This is a genomic window from Methylogaea oryzae, from assembly GCF_019669985.1.
In the GTDB taxonomy this organism is placed as follows: Bacteria; Pseudomonadota; Gammaproteobacteria; order Methylococcales; family Methylococcaceae; genus Methylogaea; species Methylogaea oryzae.
Genome location: NZ_AP019782.1, coordinates 1,167,279 through 1,183,503 on the forward strand (window position 1 = coordinate 1,167,279; position 16,225 = coordinate 1,183,503).

11 protein-coding genes are annotated in these 16,225 nt (G+C 66.2%); 1 reads left to right on the plus strand and 10 read right to left on the minus strand.

What is annotated here, in order from left to right; all coding sequences use genetic code 11:
* Nucleotides 1–14: 14 nt before the first annotated feature.
* From K5607_RS05665 to K5607_RS05695, 7 genes are all read right to left on the minus strand, one after another.
* A complete protein-coding gene (locus K5607_RS05665; protein ID WP_054773346.1) occupies nucleotides 15–3,149 on the minus strand; it encodes an efflux RND transporter permease subunit in 3,135 nt (1,044 codons plus the stop codon).
* Between the two features lies 1 nt (nucleotide 3,150).
* Nucleotides 3,151–4,446, minus strand: a complete 1,296-nt coding sequence (locus tag K5607_RS05670; RefSeq protein WP_221048461.1) for an efflux RND transporter periplasmic adaptor subunit — start codon at nucleotides 4,444–4,446, stop codon at nucleotides 3,151–3,153.
* Nucleotides 4,443–5,738, minus strand: a complete 1,296-nt coding sequence (locus tag K5607_RS05675) for a TolC family protein (protein WP_221048462.1) — start codon at nucleotides 5,736–5,738, stop codon at nucleotides 4,443–4,445. The genes K5607_RS05670 and K5607_RS05675 overlap by 4 nt, the downstream gene beginning before the upstream one ends.
* 87 nt (nucleotides 5,739–5,825) lie before the next feature.
* Nucleotides 5,826–6,221: a hypothetical protein gene (locus tag K5607_RS05680; RefSeq protein ID WP_221048463.1), complete on the minus strand. Its 396-nt coding sequence runs from the start codon at nucleotides 6,219–6,221 to the stop codon at nucleotides 5,826–5,828.
* Between the two features lie 83 nt (nucleotides 6,222–6,304).
* A complete protein-coding gene (gene glgC, locus K5607_RS05685) occupies nucleotides 6,305–7,582 on the minus strand; it encodes a glucose-1-phosphate adenylyltransferase (protein WP_221048464.1) in 1,278 nt (425 codons plus the stop codon).
* Between the two features lie 122 nt (nucleotides 7,583–7,704).
* Nucleotides 7,705–8,631, minus strand: a complete 927-nt coding sequence (locus tag K5607_RS05690) for a cation diffusion facilitator family transporter (RefSeq protein WP_221048465.1) — start codon at nucleotides 8,629–8,631, stop codon at nucleotides 7,705–7,707.
* Nucleotides 8,632–8,647: 16 nt separating this feature from the next.
* Nucleotides 8,648–9,691, minus strand: a complete 1,044-nt coding sequence (locus K5607_RS05695) for a M42 family metallopeptidase (protein WP_221048466.1) — start codon at nucleotides 9,689–9,691, stop codon at nucleotides 8,648–8,650.
* A gap of 166 nt (nucleotides 9,692–9,857) precedes the next feature.
* Here K5607_RS05695 and K5607_RS05700 point away from each other — a divergent pair, with 166 nt between their 5' ends.
* Nucleotides 9,858–10,910: an AI-2E family transporter gene (locus tag K5607_RS05700; RefSeq protein ID WP_221048467.1), complete on the plus strand. Its 1,053-nt coding sequence runs from the start codon at nucleotides 9,858–9,860 to the stop codon at nucleotides 10,908–10,910.
* On the opposite strand, the gene K5607_RS05705 is transcribed toward K5607_RS05700, so the two are convergent.
* The 3 genes from K5607_RS05705 to K5607_RS05715 form a co-directional block, all read right to left on the minus strand.
* On the minus strand, nucleotides 10,907–11,797 hold the full coding sequence (locus K5607_RS05705) for a DUF2806 domain-containing protein (RefSeq protein WP_221048468.1): 891 nt from the start codon (nucleotides 11,795–11,797) through the stop codon (nucleotides 10,907–10,909). The two genes, K5607_RS05700 and K5607_RS05705, sit on opposite strands and share 4 nt — an antisense overlap.
* Nucleotides 11,798–11,934: 137 nt before the next feature.
* Entirely contained in the window at nucleotides 11,935–13,254 is a 1,320-nt protein-coding gene (locus K5607_RS05710) for a DUF3999 family protein (protein WP_221048469.1), read from the minus strand.
* A gap of 338 nt (nucleotides 13,255–13,592) precedes the next feature.
* A complete protein-coding gene (locus K5607_RS05715; protein ID WP_221048470.1) occupies nucleotides 13,593–16,127 on the minus strand; it encodes a DUF2339 domain-containing protein in 2,535 nt (844 codons plus the stop codon).
* Between the last annotated feature and the right edge of the window lie 98 nt (nucleotides 16,128–16,225).

A 16,225-nucleotide genomic window follows, 5' to 3' on the forward strand; every position in this document is an offset into this window, starting at 1 on the left:
GATCGCCGCTCCCGTTAGTCGGACAAGCCGGCGTCGCCGGCTCCCTGTCCGTCGTTGCGTAGGCCGTAGCCTTTAATCAAAGCATACAACGCCGGAATCACCAGCAAAGTCAGCAGCGACGACGACACCATGCCGCCGATCATGGGCGCGGCGATGCGGCGCATCACCTCGGAGCCTGTGCCTTCGCCCCACATGATGGGCAGCAGGCCCGCCATGATCGCCACCACCGTCATCATTTTCGGCCGCACCCGCTCCACCGCGCCTTCCATGACGGCGTCGTACAGATCGGCGGCCGTCGTCCGGCCTTGCGCCTGGCGCTGGCGCCAGGCCTGTTCCAGGTAAATCAGCATCACCACGCCGGTTTCCGCCGCCACCCCGGCCAGGGCGATGAAGCCCACCCCCACAGCGATGCTGAGGTTGTAGTCCAGCAGCCACAGCAGCCAGACGCCGCCCACCAGGGCGAAGGGCAGGGACAGCATGACGATGAGGGTGTCCGCGATGTTGCGGAAATTGAGGTAAAGCAGCAGGAAGATCACCAGCAGCGTCACCGGCACCACCAGCTTGAGCTTGGCCTCGGCCCGCTGCAGGTATTCGAACTGGCCGCTCCACGTCACGTAATAGCCGGGCGGAAAGGCCACTTGCTCGCTCACGGCGCGCTGGGCGTCGGCCACGTAGCCGCCGATGTCGCGGCCGCGGATGTCGACGAACACATAGGCGGAGAGCAGGGCGTTTTCCGTGCGGATGGCGGTGGGGCCTTGCGCCAGGGACAACTTCGCCAATTGGCCCAGGGGCAGCATGGCGCCGGCCGGCAGCGGCACCAGCACCTGGCTGGCGATCCTATCGGGCGAGTCGCGCAGTTCGCGCGGATAGCGCACGATGACGCCGTAGCGCTCGCGGCCTTCCACCGTGGTGGTCACTTGCTCGCCGCCCAGGGCGGCGGCTATCACGTCCTGCAACTCGCCTATGCCTAAGCCGTAGCGGGCCAGTTGCAATCGGTCCGGCTCGATGTTGAGGTAATAGCCGCCGGTGACCCGTTCCGCATAGGCGCTGGCGGTGCCGGGCACGGTTTTCACCGCCGCTTCGACGGCCTTGGCCAAGCGCTCCATTTCCCCCAGATCCTTGCCGAACACCTTGACGCCCACCGGTGTGCGGATACCGGTGGAGAGCATGTCGATGCGGTTCTTGATGGGCATGGTCCAGGCGTTGCTGACGCCGGGGATTTGCAGGGCCGCGTCCATTTCGGCGATGAGCCGGTCGGTACTCATGCCGGGTCGCCATTGCTCCCGGGGCTTGAGGTTGACCACCGTTTCGGACATTTCCAGCGGCGCCGGATCGGTGGCGGTGGCGGCGCGGCCGGCCTTGCCGAACACCGACTCCACCTCGGGGAAGCTCTTGATGATGCGGTCCTGGGTTTGCAGCAGTTCCGCCGCCTTGGTCACCGACAGCCCCGGCAGGCTGATGGGCATGAACAGCAGCGTGCCCTCGTTGAGGGTGGGCATGAATTCGCTGCCCAGCCGCGCGGCGGGATAGACGGAGGCCGCCAGGGCCAGGCCGGCCAGGGCCAGGGTGGTTTTCCGGCGCCCCAGCACCCAGCCGATGAGCGGCCGGTAGAGGCGGATCAACACGCGGTTCAGCGGATTTTCGCTTTCCGGCACGATGCGGCCGCGGATGAACAGGTTCATCAGCACCGGCACCAGGGTCACGGACAGCAGCGCCGCCGCCGCCATGGCGAAAGTTTTCGTATAGGCCAGCGGCTTGAACAGCCGGCCTTCCTGCTCTTCCAGGGCGAACACCGGCAGGAAGGACACGGTGATTACAGCCAAGCTGAAGAACAGCGCCGGCCCCACCTCCTTGGCGGCGGCGATGAGCACGGCCAGCCGGTTGTCGTCCGGCCCGGCCCGTTCCAGATGCTTGTGGGCGTTTTCGATCATGACGATGGCGGCGTCCACCATGGCGCCGATGGCGATGGCGACGCCCCCTAAGCTCATGATGTTGGCGTTGATGCCCATGGCCTGCATGACGACGAAAGCCGCCAGTATGCCCACCGGCAACATCACCACTGCCACCAAGGCGCTGCGCAGGTGGAACAGGAACAGGGCGCAGACCGTAGCCACCACCAGGCTTTCCTCCAGCAGCTTGCCGCGCAGGTTGGCGATGGCCGCCAGGATCAGCCGCGAGCGGTCGTAGACCGGCTGGATGCTCACGCCCTGGGGTAGGCCGCGGCCGATTTCCGCCAGCTTGGCCTTGAGGTTGTCGATGACCGTCAAGGCGTTCTGGCCGTAGCGGGCCAGGGCGATGCCCGACACCGCCTCGCCCTCGCCGTTGAGCTCGGTGATGCCGCGCCGCTCCGCCGGCCCCAGTTCCACCCGCGCCACGTCTTTCAGCAGCACCGGCACGCCGTTCTCGGCTTTCAGCGGCAGGCTTTCGATGTCTTCCACGCCGCGCAGATAGCCCTTGCCGCGCACCATGTACTCGGTCTCGGCCATCTCGATCACCCGCCCGCCCACGTCGCGGTTGCCGCTGCTGATCGCCTCGCCCAGGCGCGCCAAGGGAATGCCGTAGGCTTGCAGGCGGCGCGGGTCGGCCACCACCTGGTATTGCTTGACGAAGCCGCCGACGCCGGCGACTTCCGCGACTCCATGTGCCTTGCTGAGCTGGTAGCGCAGGAACCAGTCCTGGATGCTGCGCAGCTCCGCCAGCGTTTGCCGCGCCCCCAGCACGGCGTACTGGAACACCCAGCCCACGCCGCTGGCGTCCGGCCCCAGGCTGGGCGCCACGCCCATAGGCAAGCGGCTGGCGGCGAAACTGAGGTATTCCAGCACCCGCGAGCGGGCCCAATAGACGTCGGTGCCGTCCTCGAATATGACGTAGACGAAGGACGCGCCGAAGAAGGAAAAGCCCCGCACCACCTTGGAACGGGGCACGCTGAGCATGGCCGTGGTGAGCGGGTAGGTGACCTGATCCTCCACCACCTGCGGCGCCTGGCCCGGATAGTCGGTGTAGAGGATCACCTGGGTGTCGGACAAATCCGGCAGGGCGTCCAACGGCGTTTTCAACACCGCATGGATGCCGGCGGCGATGAGCAGCAGCGTGCCCAGCAGCACCAAAAATGAGTTGCGGGCGGACCATTCGATGAGTCGGCCGAGCATGTCAGTGGCCTCCGTGTTCGCTGTGGTCGGCGTGCGATGCCGGCGCCGCCTTCGTGTCGGCGGCGTTGAAAGCGCCGAAGGCCCCCTTCAAATTGCTCTCCGCGTCGATCAGGAACTGGGCGCCGACCACCACCTTGTCGCCGGCTTGCAGCCCGTCCAGCACCTCGACGGCGTCGTCGCCGCGCAGGCCCAGGCGGACCTCCCTGGGTTCGTAGCGCCCGTCGCCCTGGTCCAGCAAAACCGCCGTGCGCCGGCCGCTGTCCAACACGGCGGATGTCGGGATCGCCAGCGCTGGCCTGGGTTGGGCGGCCAGCTCCACCTGGGCGTACATCATGGGCTTGAGCAAGCCGTCCGGGTTGTCCAGTTCCAGCCGCACTTTCACCGTGCGGGTGGCGGCGTCCAGGGCCGGATAGACGAAATCCACCTTGGCGGGGAAGGTCCGGCCGGGATAGGCGTCCAGCTTCACCTCGGCGGTTTGGCCGGGGGCGATGAGGCCGATTTCCTGCTCGTATACCTGGGCGACGACCCAGATTTTGGACAGGTCGGCGATGTGGAACAGCGTTGCGCCCGCCGCCGCTTTCATGCCGGCCACGGCGTCTTTTTCCATGACCACGCCGTCCGCCGGTGAGCGCACGGTGAGGGTGCGCAAGGCCGCGCCCCGTTGTTCCAGCGCGCGCAGGTCCCCGGCGGCGATGCCCCAGTTGCGCAGGCGCTCCAGGCTGCCCTGGGCCAGGTTTTCCATGCCGGCCCGGGCGATCTCGCCGCTTTCCGCCAGCATGTTTTGGCCGCTGCGGGCGATGAGGTATTCGCGTTGGGCGGCCAGCAGTTCGGGGCTGTACAGTTCGAACAGGGGTTGGCCTTTTTTCACCCGCTGGCCGGTGGCGTTGACGTGGAGCTTTTCGATGTAGCCGTCGAATTTGAGGGCGACGTTGTACAAGCGCCGTTCGTCCGCTTCCACCACGCCGACGGCGCGCACCGTGCGGGCCAGGTCGCGCAATTCGGCCAAGGCGGTGGCGACGCCGAGCTTTTGCACCTTGTCCGGGCCGAGGCTTACCGTGCCGGGGGCGGCGGCCGGCGCTGCCTTCTCCGCGTAGACCGGCGTGTAATCCATGCCCATTTCATCCTTCATCGGCACGGGCGAGGTGACGGCGGGATTCATGGGATGACGGTAATAAAGCGGCGTCGGCGCCGCCGCTATGCCCGTCGCGGCGGGTTCCGGCCGGGGCGCGAGCCGGTAGCCGGCGACGGCTCCGATACCCAGGGCGATCAGCAGCAGCGTCAAGGTTTTAACGCTCATAGCCCCTCCTTGCCCACCGCCGCCGCCAGCCGCGCCCACGCTTGCTGGGCTTGGACATAGGCTTGCCAGTAGCGCGTTTCGTATTCCAGCACGGCGGTTTCGGCCCGCAGCAAGTTGGCGAAATCCGCCTGGCCCACTTGGTAGGCGGACGCCATGGCGGCGGCGGTTTGCTTGGCCTGGGGCAGGATGGTGGTTTTGACCAGTTGGAACTGCTGCCGGGCGCCGCCGTAGCCGACCCAGTTCTCCGCCACTTCCGCCTGAACTTTGCGCAGGGCGTCCTGCAAGGCGTATTGCTCCTGCAGGAGTTCGCTATGGCGCTGGTCCACGGCTTTGGCTTGCTTGCCGCCGGCGTAAATGGGCAGGTTCATGCTGACGTGGAAGTTGGCGAAGTCGCTGCGGGTTAGGCCCGCCGGCGTGTTTTGCCGGGCGGCGTAGTCGGCGCCGACGTTGAAATCGGGATAGTAGCCCTTGTCCGCCAGCTCCAGCCGGCTTTGCGCCGCCCCCAGGGCTTTCTGCAATTGCGCCAGGGCGGGGCGGTTGCGCTCGGCCAGTTCCAGCAGCTCGCTTTGCTCGGCGTTTTGCGGCAGGGTGGGTTCGCCCGGCGGAGGCAGGCGCAAGGGCCGGCCGGCCGGCCGGTCGAGCAGGGCGTTGAGGCGGGCGATTTCGCCGTGGTGCAAGCGCGCGTGTTCCAGCTCCATGTCGCGCAGCTTGGACAGCTCCAGTTGCGCCAGCAGGGCGTCCTGCTGCATGGCTTCGCCGACCCGGTAGCGGGCCAGGGTGGCGTCCGCCAGTTGGTTGAGCTTTTTTTCCGTGGCGGCGACGATTTCCAGGGCGCGCTCTCGGTAGAACAGCTGCCACCACAGCTGCTTGACGTCGCGCACCAGGCGCAGGCGGGCCTCTTCGGCGCTGTCGGCGGCGCCGGCCGCTTCATATTCGGCGGCTTTTTCCTTGAGCGCCAACTTGCCGGGAAAGGGCAGTTCCTGGCTGAAGCCGGCCTGCAGGTAGGTCATGTCCTCTCGGCGCAGGTTGAAACCGCTGTTGGTGGGCAGGTTTTGCGCATCGAAGCGGACGATGGGGTCGGGCAGGGAGCCTTCCTGGGACGGCACCGCCGCCATGGCTTCGGCGCGGGCGCGCATTTCCGCCAGGCCGGGATTGCCGGCCACGGCTTCGGCCACGGCGGCCTCCAGGGCGAGGGGCGCGGGCGGTTCGGCGGCGGCCGGCGGCGGCAGCCATAGGGCGCTCAGCAGGACGGCGGCTGCCGGCCCGCCGGATAAACGGACGGAACGGGACATGGGGGACTCCTAAAGTCGTGCGGTTCGGCGGCGCGCAAGGCGCGCCGGTAACGGCGCTGCGAGCGCCGGACGATAGGCAGTCCGCGGCTAATTACGCAGGACGCAATAGCGCTGGAAGAGGGGGATGGGCTTGATGTCGGGGGGCGCCGGCGGCTTTGTGCGCGTCAAACGCGGCGGCCAGGCCAGAATCAGGGTGAAGGCCGCGGCCAGCAGGGCCAGCAGTTGCGGCGCGTCGCTTTTGGTGAGCTGCGCCAGGTCGTAGGGCTGGCTGTCCGCCAGGCAGGGGCGGTCGTCGCAGTCGCCGTCGTCGGGCGCGTGGTCGGGCATGGCGTGATCCGCCATGGCGCAATTGGCGTCCATCGCCATGGCTTTGTGCAGCAACGGCCGGCCGCATACCAGCGAGGCGGCCGACAGCAGCCACAGGAGGCTGGCGAACAGCATGACGGCGCGGGCCAGGCGGCGATGACGGCGCGGGTTCAGCACGGGACGGCGGTGAGCGGTGAGGGGCGCATGGGCGCAATTTAGGCGGCGGCCGACGCGTTTGTCAAATCGCCGCGGCGTCTGGTTTACGGCAGCTGCTGGTCCAGCATGCTCGGGGTGATGAGCGTAATGCCTTGCTCCGACACGTAGAAACGCTCGCGGTCCGCGGCGATGTCCACTCCCACCGTCAAGCCGTCGGGAATGCGGCAGCGCTTGTCGACCACGACGCGTTTCAGGGTGACGTGGTTGCCCACCACGGTTTCGGGCAGGATAACCGAGTCCTCGATATAGCTGTGGCTGTCGATGCGCACCTTGGAAAACAGCACCGACCGCAATACCGTCGCGCCGCTGACGATGCAGCCGCCGGCTACCAGGGATTCCCACGCCTGGCCGCGCCTGCCGTCGTCGTTGAGGATGAATTTGGCGGCGGGCAGTTGCAGGGCGTAGCTCCAAATCGGCCAGTCGTCGTCGTAGAGATTGAGGTCGGGCGTGACTTTGGCCAAGTCCATATTGGCCTCCCAATAAGCGTCCAGGGTGCCGACGTCGCGCCAGTAGGGCATGCCGTCCACCATATTGACGCAACTGTCGGCGAAGTGGTGGGCGTAGGCGCGGCCCCGGGTCACCAGGCGCGGAATCAGGTCTTTGCCGAAATCGTGGCTGGAGTCGGCGTCCTGGGCGTCGCGATGCAGTTCCGCGTGCAGCACGTCGGCGTCGAACAGGTAGATGCCCATGCTGACCAGCGCTTTGTCCGGCTGGCCGGGGATGGGGTGGGGATGGCACGGCTTTTCGTGGAAGTCGACCACGCGCCGCTCGTCGTCGACGCCCATGACGCCGAAGGCGACCGCTTCGGCCAGCGGCACTTCGAGGCAGGCGATGGTCACTTCCGCTTGCCGCGCCACATGGTCCGCCAGCATCTTTTCGTAATCCATCTTGTAGACGTGGTCGCCACCTAGCACCAGCACGTAGCGGGGCTCGTTGCGGTAGATGATGTCCAGGTTCTGGAATACCGCGTCGGCCGTGCCCTGGTACCAGTTGTCGTCCAGTCGCTGCTGGGCGGGTATGACTTCGATGAACTCTTCCAGGTTGGCGGCGAGAAAATTCCATCCCCGTTGGATGTGGCGGATCAGGCTGTGGGCTTTGTATTGCGTGAAAACGCCGATGTGGCGGATGCCGGAATTGACGCAGTTGGCCAGGGGGAAGTCGATGATGCGCAGGTTGCCGCCGAACGGCACGGCCGGCTTGGCGCGCCAGTCGGTAAGGTGCTTCAGGCGGCTGCCGCGTCCGCCGGCCAGGACCACGGCATAGGTTTTTTTGATGCTTAACGAAATAAAACGCGAGGCGGTCTCATGGTATCCAGTCGGCATAGTGCTGGTTCCTTGCTCCGGTTGTTCGTCGCGGCGGGTCGGCTATCCCCAGTGTTTGCTGCGTCTGTCGAAGTCCCAAGCCCCTAGTCTAGTCTATCGGGACGAATGCGAGGGCGGCCGGATCAGAGCAGCGAGCAGGAATGGGCGGTGTGTCCCAATTCGATCTGCAGCGTGCAATGGTGGATGGCGTGGTGCGCTTTCAGCTCGCCGACGACGTCGTCGATGAAAGCGTCGCCGGGGTGGCCCGCGGGCATGACCAAGTGGGCGGTGAGGGCGCTTTCCGTGGTGCTCATGCCCCACACGTGCAGGTCGTGCACTTCCGTGACGCCGGGCTGGGCGGCCAAATAAGCGCGCACCGCTTCCATGTCGATATGGGGCGGCACCGCGTTGAGCGCCAGCCGCAGCGCGTCGCGCAGCAGGCCCCAGGTTCCCAACAGCACGATCACGACGATGGCCAGGCTGATGGCCGGGTCCAGCCAGTAAAAATCGTTCGTGTAGTACATGACGGCGCCGGCCAGCACCACGCCCAGGGACACCGCCGCGTCCGCCAGCATGTGCAGGAACGCGCCGCGTATGTTGAGGTTGCCGCGGCTGCCGGCCATGAGCAGCCAGGCGGAAACGCCGTTGACGACGACGCCGGCGGCGGCCACCGCCATCACGGTCAGGCCGGCCACGGCGGGCGGTTCGGCGAAGCGGCGCAGCGCCTCCCAGGCGATGGCGCCGCAGGCGCCCATCAACAGCATGGCGTTGGTCAGGGCCGCCAGGATCGAGGTGCTGCGCAGCCCGTAGGTGTAGCGGCCCTTGGGGCGCCGTTGCGACAGGCGCATGGCGCCCCAGGCCAGCAGCAGGCCGAGCACGTCGGACAGGTTGTGGCCGGCGTCGGCCATCAAGGCGGTGGAGCGGGCGAGGACGCCGTAGCCGAACTCCACGGCGACGAAGCCGACGTTGAGCGCGGTGGCGACGGCGAAGGCGCGGCCGTGGCGGTTTTTGCCGCCGCCGTGGTGCCCGCAAGCGTGTCCGTGCTGATGGCCGTGGTGGTGGGCGCTCATGGCTTGCTGTCCCTCCCTAAGCGTTTCGGCAATAGGCCAGCAACAAGCGCCGGCAGTTGTCGATGGCGCCCAAATGGGCGATTTCGTAGCCGTGGGTGTTGTCGGCGGGGAAGCCGACGCAGGCGGCGCGCGGCACGTGGCCGTTTTTCATGGTGAGGGAGGCGTCGCTGCCGAACTGGCTCAGTATCGTATGCTGGCAGGGCACGCCCGCCCGCTGGGCCGCCGCCGCCAATTCCCGGTTCAGGTCTTCGTCGTAGAGGCCGTGGCTGTCCTGGGATACCAGCACCGGCGCCAGGTCCGAGCCGCAGGGGTATTCGCGGGACTTAGGGCTGATTTCCAGGGCGATGAGGGCGTCCGGCTTTTGCCGGGCGCTGAAATACATGGCGCCGATGGCGCCCACCTCTTCCTTGGCGGTGAACGCCAGGTAAACGTCCCAGGCCGGCTCCCGCAACTCCTCCGCCAACGTCAGCAACACCGCCGCCACGGCTTTGTCGTCCAGGGCGTAGCTGGCGATGTAGTCGCCCATCCTGAAAGGTTGCTTGCGGTGCTTGCCCACCACCATGCGGGTGCCGGGCCGTATCCCCGCGGAAGCGAGCGCCTCGGCGCTCCGCTTGGTTTCCACCCAGGCGTTTTCCCACTTCAGCGGCAGCTGTTCCTCGTGCACCTTTTGCGGCGATTCGTGGGACACGTGGCGCGAGCCGAAGCTGAGCACGCCGCTGACCGTGGCCGTATCGCCCAGCAAATCCACCACGCCCTCGCCGTACACCCAGGGGAAGGAGCCGCCCAGCTTGCGCACTTCCACCGTGCCGTCCGGGTTCACCCGTTTGACGATGCAGCCGATTTCGTCCTTGTGGGCGGTGATGGCCAGGGCGCGGCCGGGATCCCGGCCGGGGATGCGGGCGACGATGTTGCCGGCGTCGTCCTGGCGGTGCTCCACGCCCAGCGCCTTCAGCCGGGCCAGCAGGAAAGCGTCGATTTCCTCCTCCGCGCCGCTGGGCGAGTGGCACAGCACCAGCTCGCGAATCTGTTCAAACAAGCCGTCGTAACGTTCCGCCCCCACTCGCCGTCTCCCCGAAGTTATGGCAAATCGCGGCTTTTACTCTACCATGGGGAAGCCGCCTTCCTAAGCCCCATGCCGAGGCCGCGCCGTTCCCGGCCCCACCCCGGGAGAGGGCGAGGGGAGCGAAAGGTCGCGGCATCGTTCCCAATCTCCGGATGCCCACGCCATGGACAAAATGCTCAAACCCGTGTTTCTCGGCGCCTTGCTCACCGGGCTGCTGGCCCTGGCTTATCTGGTGCTGCGCAATTTCGTCACGCCATTGGCCTGGGCCATGATCCTGGCCTATATCAGTTGGCCGCTGTACGCCCGTTTGACCCGACTGACCGGCGACAAAACCGTCCTCAGCGCCTTGCTGATGGTGATCGCGCTGCTTGCCGCCATCGTCGTGCCCAGCGTCTGGCTGACCTATTTGCTGCGGGACGAGGTGGTCGGCGTTTACCACGACTTCGGCGAACTGTTGCGCCAGAAGCCGGTTTTGCCGGAAGCCGTCGGCAAGCTGCCGGGCTTTGGGCCGGAGGCGCAGCGTTTGTTCGAGCAGTTGACCGACCCGGAAACCCTGCGGGCCCGCGTCCTGCCGTGGCTGCGCGGTTTTTCCGTGGGCGTGCTGCAACTCCTCGGCGACGTGGGGTATCTCGCCGCCGTACTGCTGCTTACCCTGTTCAGCGTGTTCTTCCTCTACCGGGACGGCCGGCAGATCACCCGCGAAGTGAGCCGGGTGCTGCATTTGGTCATGGGCGAGCGGGTGGACGCATACCTCGCCACCGCCGGCGCCACCGTCAAAGCGGTGGTCTACGGCCTGGTGCTGACCGCCATCGGCCAGGGCGCCATCGCCGGGCTGGGGTATTGGTTCGTCGGGCTCAAGTCGCCGGTGCTGCTGACGCTGGTGACGATGTTTTTCGCCATGATTCCGTTCGGCACCCCGGTGGTGTGGATAGCCGCCAGCCTGTGGCTGCTGCTGCAAGGCCGGCACTTGGACGGCGTCGAGCTGTTGGTGTGGGGCACGGCGGTGGTGAGCTGGGTGGACAACGTCATCCGTCCCCTGGTCATCAGCAGCAACACCAGCATTCCATTCCTGCTGGTGTTTTTCGGCGTGCTGGGCGGCTTGGCCGCCTTCGGCTTTATCGGCCTGTTCGTCGGTCCGGTGATACTGGCCGTGTTACTGGCCGTGTGGCGGGAGTGGTTGGAGCAGCACGGCGCCGAGGAGTTCCCCCAGGGCTAGCCGCCGGAGCCGTCCTCCACCAGATCCAGCCGGACGCCGCGCAGCTGGTCCAGGCTTTTCAGCACATTGCGGGCGAAGCCGTAGAACTTCTTCGGCCGCAGCGCCTCCGCCAATTGCTGGCCGGCGCGGGTATAGCGGCGATAGGCCAGCACCGCGTCGGCCTTGTCTTCCCGCGGCTTCGCCAATTCGTACACCTTCGCCGCGTAGCGCACGCGCATGCCGCGGGACGACAGGCAGCGCATGCCGTCGATTTCCGGCGACAGCAGGCCCAGATCGACGCAATGCTGGGTCATGTTGTTGCCTTGCTGATAATTCATGATCTCCTTTTCCGCCAGCTCGTCTTCCAGCATGAAGCGCCAGCCGCTTTCGAAAGCGAAGGAGAAGGCGCAGCAGGTGGCGAAGCCCTCGATCTCCCATTCGTCCATTTGCGCGAACAGTGCCAGGGTGCGGCTGCCCACGCTTTGCGGCGCGGCGACTTCCGCCGCTAGCAGCCGCGCCCAGACTTCCTGGCGCGGCTTGTCGTCGGCGTCCTGGGCATAGGCGAAAAACTTGGTCAGCCACGCCCGCTCCACCGGATCGGATGAGGCCTGGTCCGGCAGCTCACGCAAGGCCAGATGGAGAATCTGCTCGATATTGCGCTGGCGGCACAGCTCGCGCCGCTCCACCCGCAAAGCGGCGCGCGCCGCCGGGTCCGGCGTCGGTTCCGTGAGGCGCAACTGGCTGCCGGCTTCGGCTTGCAATTCCGCCTCCAGCTCGGTCGGCGCGCCGACGCGATAGAGCGGGCCGACGACGGACGCCGCCGCTTCGAGCAGTTTTTGTTGGGGAGCGTTGAGGGATTCCAAGGCGATCTCCTTCCAAGCCGGAACGATGCCGGCGGTTGTGTGCATGAGGGAACATGCCGCACATTTTATCCGCTTTTTCAGCGCCGGCCCGTTTGGCGTGGAGGAGGGGGTAGGTCTATCGTTCCCACGTTGCAACGTGGGAACGATAAATGGGAGCGATAACACCGCTCCCACGGTATTGGTTAATCCTCCGGCATCTGCCCAATACGCCGGCCAGCCCCCACCAAGGCCCAGGCCAATATCGCCACGGTTAGGGCGATGACCGCGCCGAGGAAATACCGGCTGTTCAAAAGCCCGGCGAAGTCCATGGCGGGGGGTTGAGGGTTGGCGGCTTGTTCCGGTCCCAGGCGGGCGGCGACGGGCTGGTAGCCGGCCCGCAGGGGTTCGGTGATGGGGGCGGTGTCGTAGCGGGGCTGTTCGGCTTTTTCGGCGCCGTAGTGGAGGCGGTAGCTTTTGCCCGGCGCGGCGAGGAACAGCAGGCGGTAGCCGTTGCCTTGGGCGGCGACGCCGTCGATGGACAGGGGCGGGTTGTCCTGGTTGCGGACGAGGATGCGGTAATGGGTTTGGCGCTGCTCGGGGAAGCCGATGCCGGTCTGTTCGCGGTTGAGGTTTTCGAAGCGCAGGGATTGCACCGTGGCGCCGCCGATGTCGCGCCATTGGCTTTCGATGCCGCGTTTTACCTCCACTTGCACGGTGGCGCCGCGGCTGTAGTTGCGTTCGGGGCTGTGCAGCGCCAGTTGGGTGAGGGGCTCGCGGTTGGATTGCACGTCGATGACGGTCCAATGGTTTTTGGCGTCTTCCTCGGTCTTGAACGCTACCACCGGATAGTCGAATTTCTTTTCTTCCGCCGGCAGGGAGCGGCTGACCTTGTGCCACAGCTCGACCCGGTCGATGCGCAGCGGTTCGGTGTGGACAGTGGTGGTTTCGCTGCGCTCGCGCTCTTTGCCGGCTTGCAGGTGGCGGGTCAGCTCCGTCAGCTCGGACTGGCGCGTCCGTGCGGCGTCGGCGATCACCAGCTTAAAGTGGCGGTAGCCGTTGGCCGGCAGGGGGATGTCGCGGTTGCTGACGTCCATGTAGCGCGAGTAATCGTAGATGGCGGCGTCCTGCACCAGGGGCGACCAGTTTTTGCCGTCGTCGGAGCCGAATACCTGCACGCGCTGTTCGTAGTCGGCCAGAGGCGTCACCAGAGTCAGGCCGTCGGTGGGCGGGGTGTCCTTGTCGGCGCGCAGCAGCACTTCGATGCCTGCCGCGCCCAGCGGTTTCATGCCGGCCACGCCGCCGCCGTGGCGCTCGTGGACGATCTCGCTGTGGGGCTCCACGGATTTTTCCAGCAGGAAGGGCGTTTCCGCGCCGGCCTGGTCGAGGAGGCGCAGGTCGGGGTAGCCGTCGCGGGTGGCGGTGTAGACCTGGCTGTCCAGGGGCACGGCCAGCAAGGCTTCGGTTTGGCCTCCGGCGTATTCGATGGGTTTGGAATAGCGGTAGGCGACCGGTTCTGCGCCCAAGGCCGGCGTTGCCGCCAGCGAGAAACCGAACGATATTGCTGCGGCTAGCTTGCTGATTCTGCTCAGGGACCGGCTGTTTCCTATTTCCTTTCCAGCAAGGGACGGCCTTTCTAAAAGTCCCCTCTCCCTCAGGGAAAGCCGCCGCACAGCGGAAAAATTAAGGCTTCCTCGAAGGGATAGGGTGAGAGGAGAAAAACAGGCCTTGTCCTTATCGCTCTTATTATTGCCACGGCTATTAGATTCCCTCACCCCAACCCTCTCCCGGGGGGAGAGGGGGCGGGCAATCGCCGCTGCAGCGGTTCCCGTCGCGGCTAGCCTGGACCAGGCATGCACTCTGCTCATGATTGGGATTCCTCTTGGGCCTGGGAGGTAAACACCTGGCGGTATTTCATGTAAACGAAGGAGCCGCCCAGGGCCAGCATGCCGAGGACGATGAAGGCGACGATGCGGTAGATCTGGTCCAGGCGCGCCAGGTCGATGAAGAACACTTTCCAGGCGACCAGGGCGAACAGCCCCAGTCCGGCCAGCCGCAGGGCGCGCACGTTCCGGCGGATGCCGCCCAGCACGCAGGCCAGGGCGAACAGCGACCAGAGGATGGACACGCCGCCGGAGCGCAGGCCCGGCACGTACTGGTGCAGGGCGGTGTTCAGCTCCAGGGTGAGGAAGACGAACAGCAGTCCCAGCGCCGCCGCGCCGAAGAACGGCCTTGCCATTCCCCCGTCGATTCCTCGCCGCGACAGGCTGAGGAAGGCGAAGCCGAAAAAGGCGATGATGGCGGAGAAGTCCAGCAGCCGCAGGAGGGCCTGCAGGAAGGAATACTCGCCGCCGTAGAGCAGGGTCCACGAGTCGCCGCCGGCCCAGAAATTGGTCAGGGTCAAATCCCAGCTGTCCAGGTCGAAGAACAGCAGCTTCAACAGCACGGCGGCGACGAACAGCCAAAACAGCGTCGCCATGCCCTGGCTGGGCGCGGCCAGGCAGCGCAGCAGCAGTGCCAGGCTCATGCCCAGCCACAGCAGGGTCAGCACCGGCAGGCGCAGGGGCGGGTAAAGGTAGCCGAAGGTCTGGTTCAGCTCCAGGTGCAGGAATAGGAACAACATGCCGGCGCCCACCACGAAGGCCCATTGCACCGCCCGGCTCGTTCCCAGCCAGGGCTGGATGTCGTTGGACGCGTCGCAGGCCAGGGCGGCCGGCGGCGTTTTGCGCTGGATCAACCGGTAGGCCACGGCCAGGGAGGCGATAGGCAGGCCGAACGTCAACAGGCGTTGCAGCAGCGCCAAGGCGTATTCCAGCAACGGCGTGTCCGCCGCCAGGGCGGCATGGCGCCCATATTGGCCGGGCAGGTCGTGGAAGCCGAAGCGCAGCAGCACGATGCCGTAGAGCAAATAAGACACCTGGCGCAGGAACTCGCTGCGCAGTTTGGCGGCGATCCACAGCATGACGGCGGCTTGGACGGCCCAGCTCGCCGTCAGCCATTGCTCGGACAGGATCACGGGCAAGGTGACGGTGGTGAAGAAGGCGGCCAGGCCGGTGAAGCTCAGCAGCATCTCTTTGTCCAGCAGCCGCCGCGCCAGGCAGTAATAAACATGGGCCACATAGAAGGCCGCCAGGCCCAGGGTGAGCGCCGCCACCCACATCTGGCCGTAGGCGTCCTCGATCAGGTCGCGGCCGGTGGCGAAGAAAATGCCGGCGTTGACGAGCAGGGCCAGCAGTTCCAGCAGGGTGGATTTTTGCCGCTGCACCAGGCAGAACAGGAAGACCATGGTGGAATACAGCACGAAGAAGGCGGCGAGGAAGGGCATCACCTTCCAGAAGTCTTCCACCTGGTATTTGTCCATGGCGGCGAAAAACAGCGCGTAGTTGAAGACGAAGCTCAGGTAATTGAGCAAGCGCCATTTCTTGTAGTAGTTGGTGCCGAGGATGCCCAGTCCCAGCAGCAGCAGGTAGGAAAACAGCCCGACGAAATTCACCACGCCGGTGGACAGCAGGATCGGCGTGGCATAGCCGCCGATGATGCCGAGCACCGCCACCAGTAGGGAGTCCAGCCGCACCGCCAGCACGCCGGCGCTGACGGTGACGAGGGCCATCAGGGCGAAGGCGGGGTAGGCGTCGATCAGGTGATAGAAGCCGAAAGCGGCGAAGACGGCGAAGTACAGGGTGGCGATGCCGCCGCCCACCAGGCCCTGGCCGAACAGATGGTATTGCTTGCCCAACAGCCGCGTGCCGCTCGCCACCATGGCGACGCCGGTGAGCAGCGACAAGGCCACCCGTGCCTGTTCGCCCAGCAGGCCGTTGTCGATGGAGTATTTGAGGAAGAAGGCGATGCCGGTGACCAGGATCACCACGCCGATGCGCAGCAGCCAGTTGCTGGCGATGGCGTATTCCATGGACACGCCCTGGGGCCGGTGTTCCTCGCCCACCACGATCCAGTTCCAGATTTCGCGGAGGATTTCCTTGGCGGCGGTCTCGAAGCGGCTGGGTTCGCGCGGCGCTTGCGGCAGGAAGCTTTGCTCGGCCAAATCGGCGTTGTCTTCGTCCAGCCAGCCGTGGGGCGTCATGGGGGGCTCTGCCGGCATCGCGGCGGGCGGCTCGGCGAGAGCCGCTTCCGTTGCCGCGGGATCGGCCGGCGGCGGGGACGGCGCCGGTTCGGCGGCGGGCGTCGCGTCGGCGGTTCGCCCCGCGAACGCCGGCGGCCTGTCGGCCATTTCCCGCAGGAGCTGTTGCATGGCCGCCTGGGTTTCCTCGATGCGTTGCAGGGCGGCGCTAAATTCCTGGCGGTTGCGGCTTTGCTGCACCAGGGAGACGAAGACGATGACGAAGGTCGCCACGGCGCCCAAAACGGCCAAGGTAAGAATCAGTTCAAAGAAATCGAACATGGCAACTCCCTGCTTTGAATGGCGCCGGCGAGGTTTGGCGGAACCCAAGTGTACGGGAGTTGGTAATAACTGCGCCAGCCGCGACACGGCGGATATGG

What these genes read in the sequence shown, in the direction of transcription:
- K5607_RS05675 (WP_221048462.1), bottom strand. Translation starts at nt 5,738, where the DNA reads ATGTCCCGTTCCGTCCGTTTATCCGGCGGGCCGGCAGCCGCCGTCCTG.
- K5607_RS05670 (WP_221048461.1), bottom strand. Translation starts at nt 4,446, where the DNA reads ATGAGCGTTAAAACCTTGACGCTGCTGCTGATCGCCCTGGGTATCGGA.
- K5607_RS05690 (WP_221048465.1), bottom strand. Translation starts at nt 8,631, where the DNA reads ATGAGCGCCCACCACCACGGCCATCAGCACGGACACGCTTGCGGGCAC.
- K5607_RS05705 (WP_221048468.1), bottom strand. Translation starts at nt 11,797, where the DNA reads ATGCACACAACCGCCGGCATCGTTCCGGCTTGGAAGGAGATCGCCTTG.
- K5607_RS05700 (WP_221048467.1), top strand. Translation starts at nt 9,858, where the DNA reads ATGGACAAAATGCTCAAACCCGTGTTTCTCGGCGCCTTGCTCACCGGG.
- glgC (WP_221048464.1), bottom strand. Translation starts at nt 7,582, where the DNA reads ATGCCGACTGGATACCATGAGACCGCCTCGCGTTTTATTTCGTTAAGC.
- K5607_RS05715 (WP_221048470.1), bottom strand. Translation starts at nt 16,127, where the DNA reads ATGTTCGATTTCTTTGAACTGATTCTTACCTTGGCCGTTTTGGGCGCC.
- K5607_RS05665 (WP_054773346.1), bottom strand. Translation starts at nt 3,149, where the DNA reads ATGCTCGGCCGACTCATCGAATGGTCCGCCCGCAACTCATTTTTGGTG.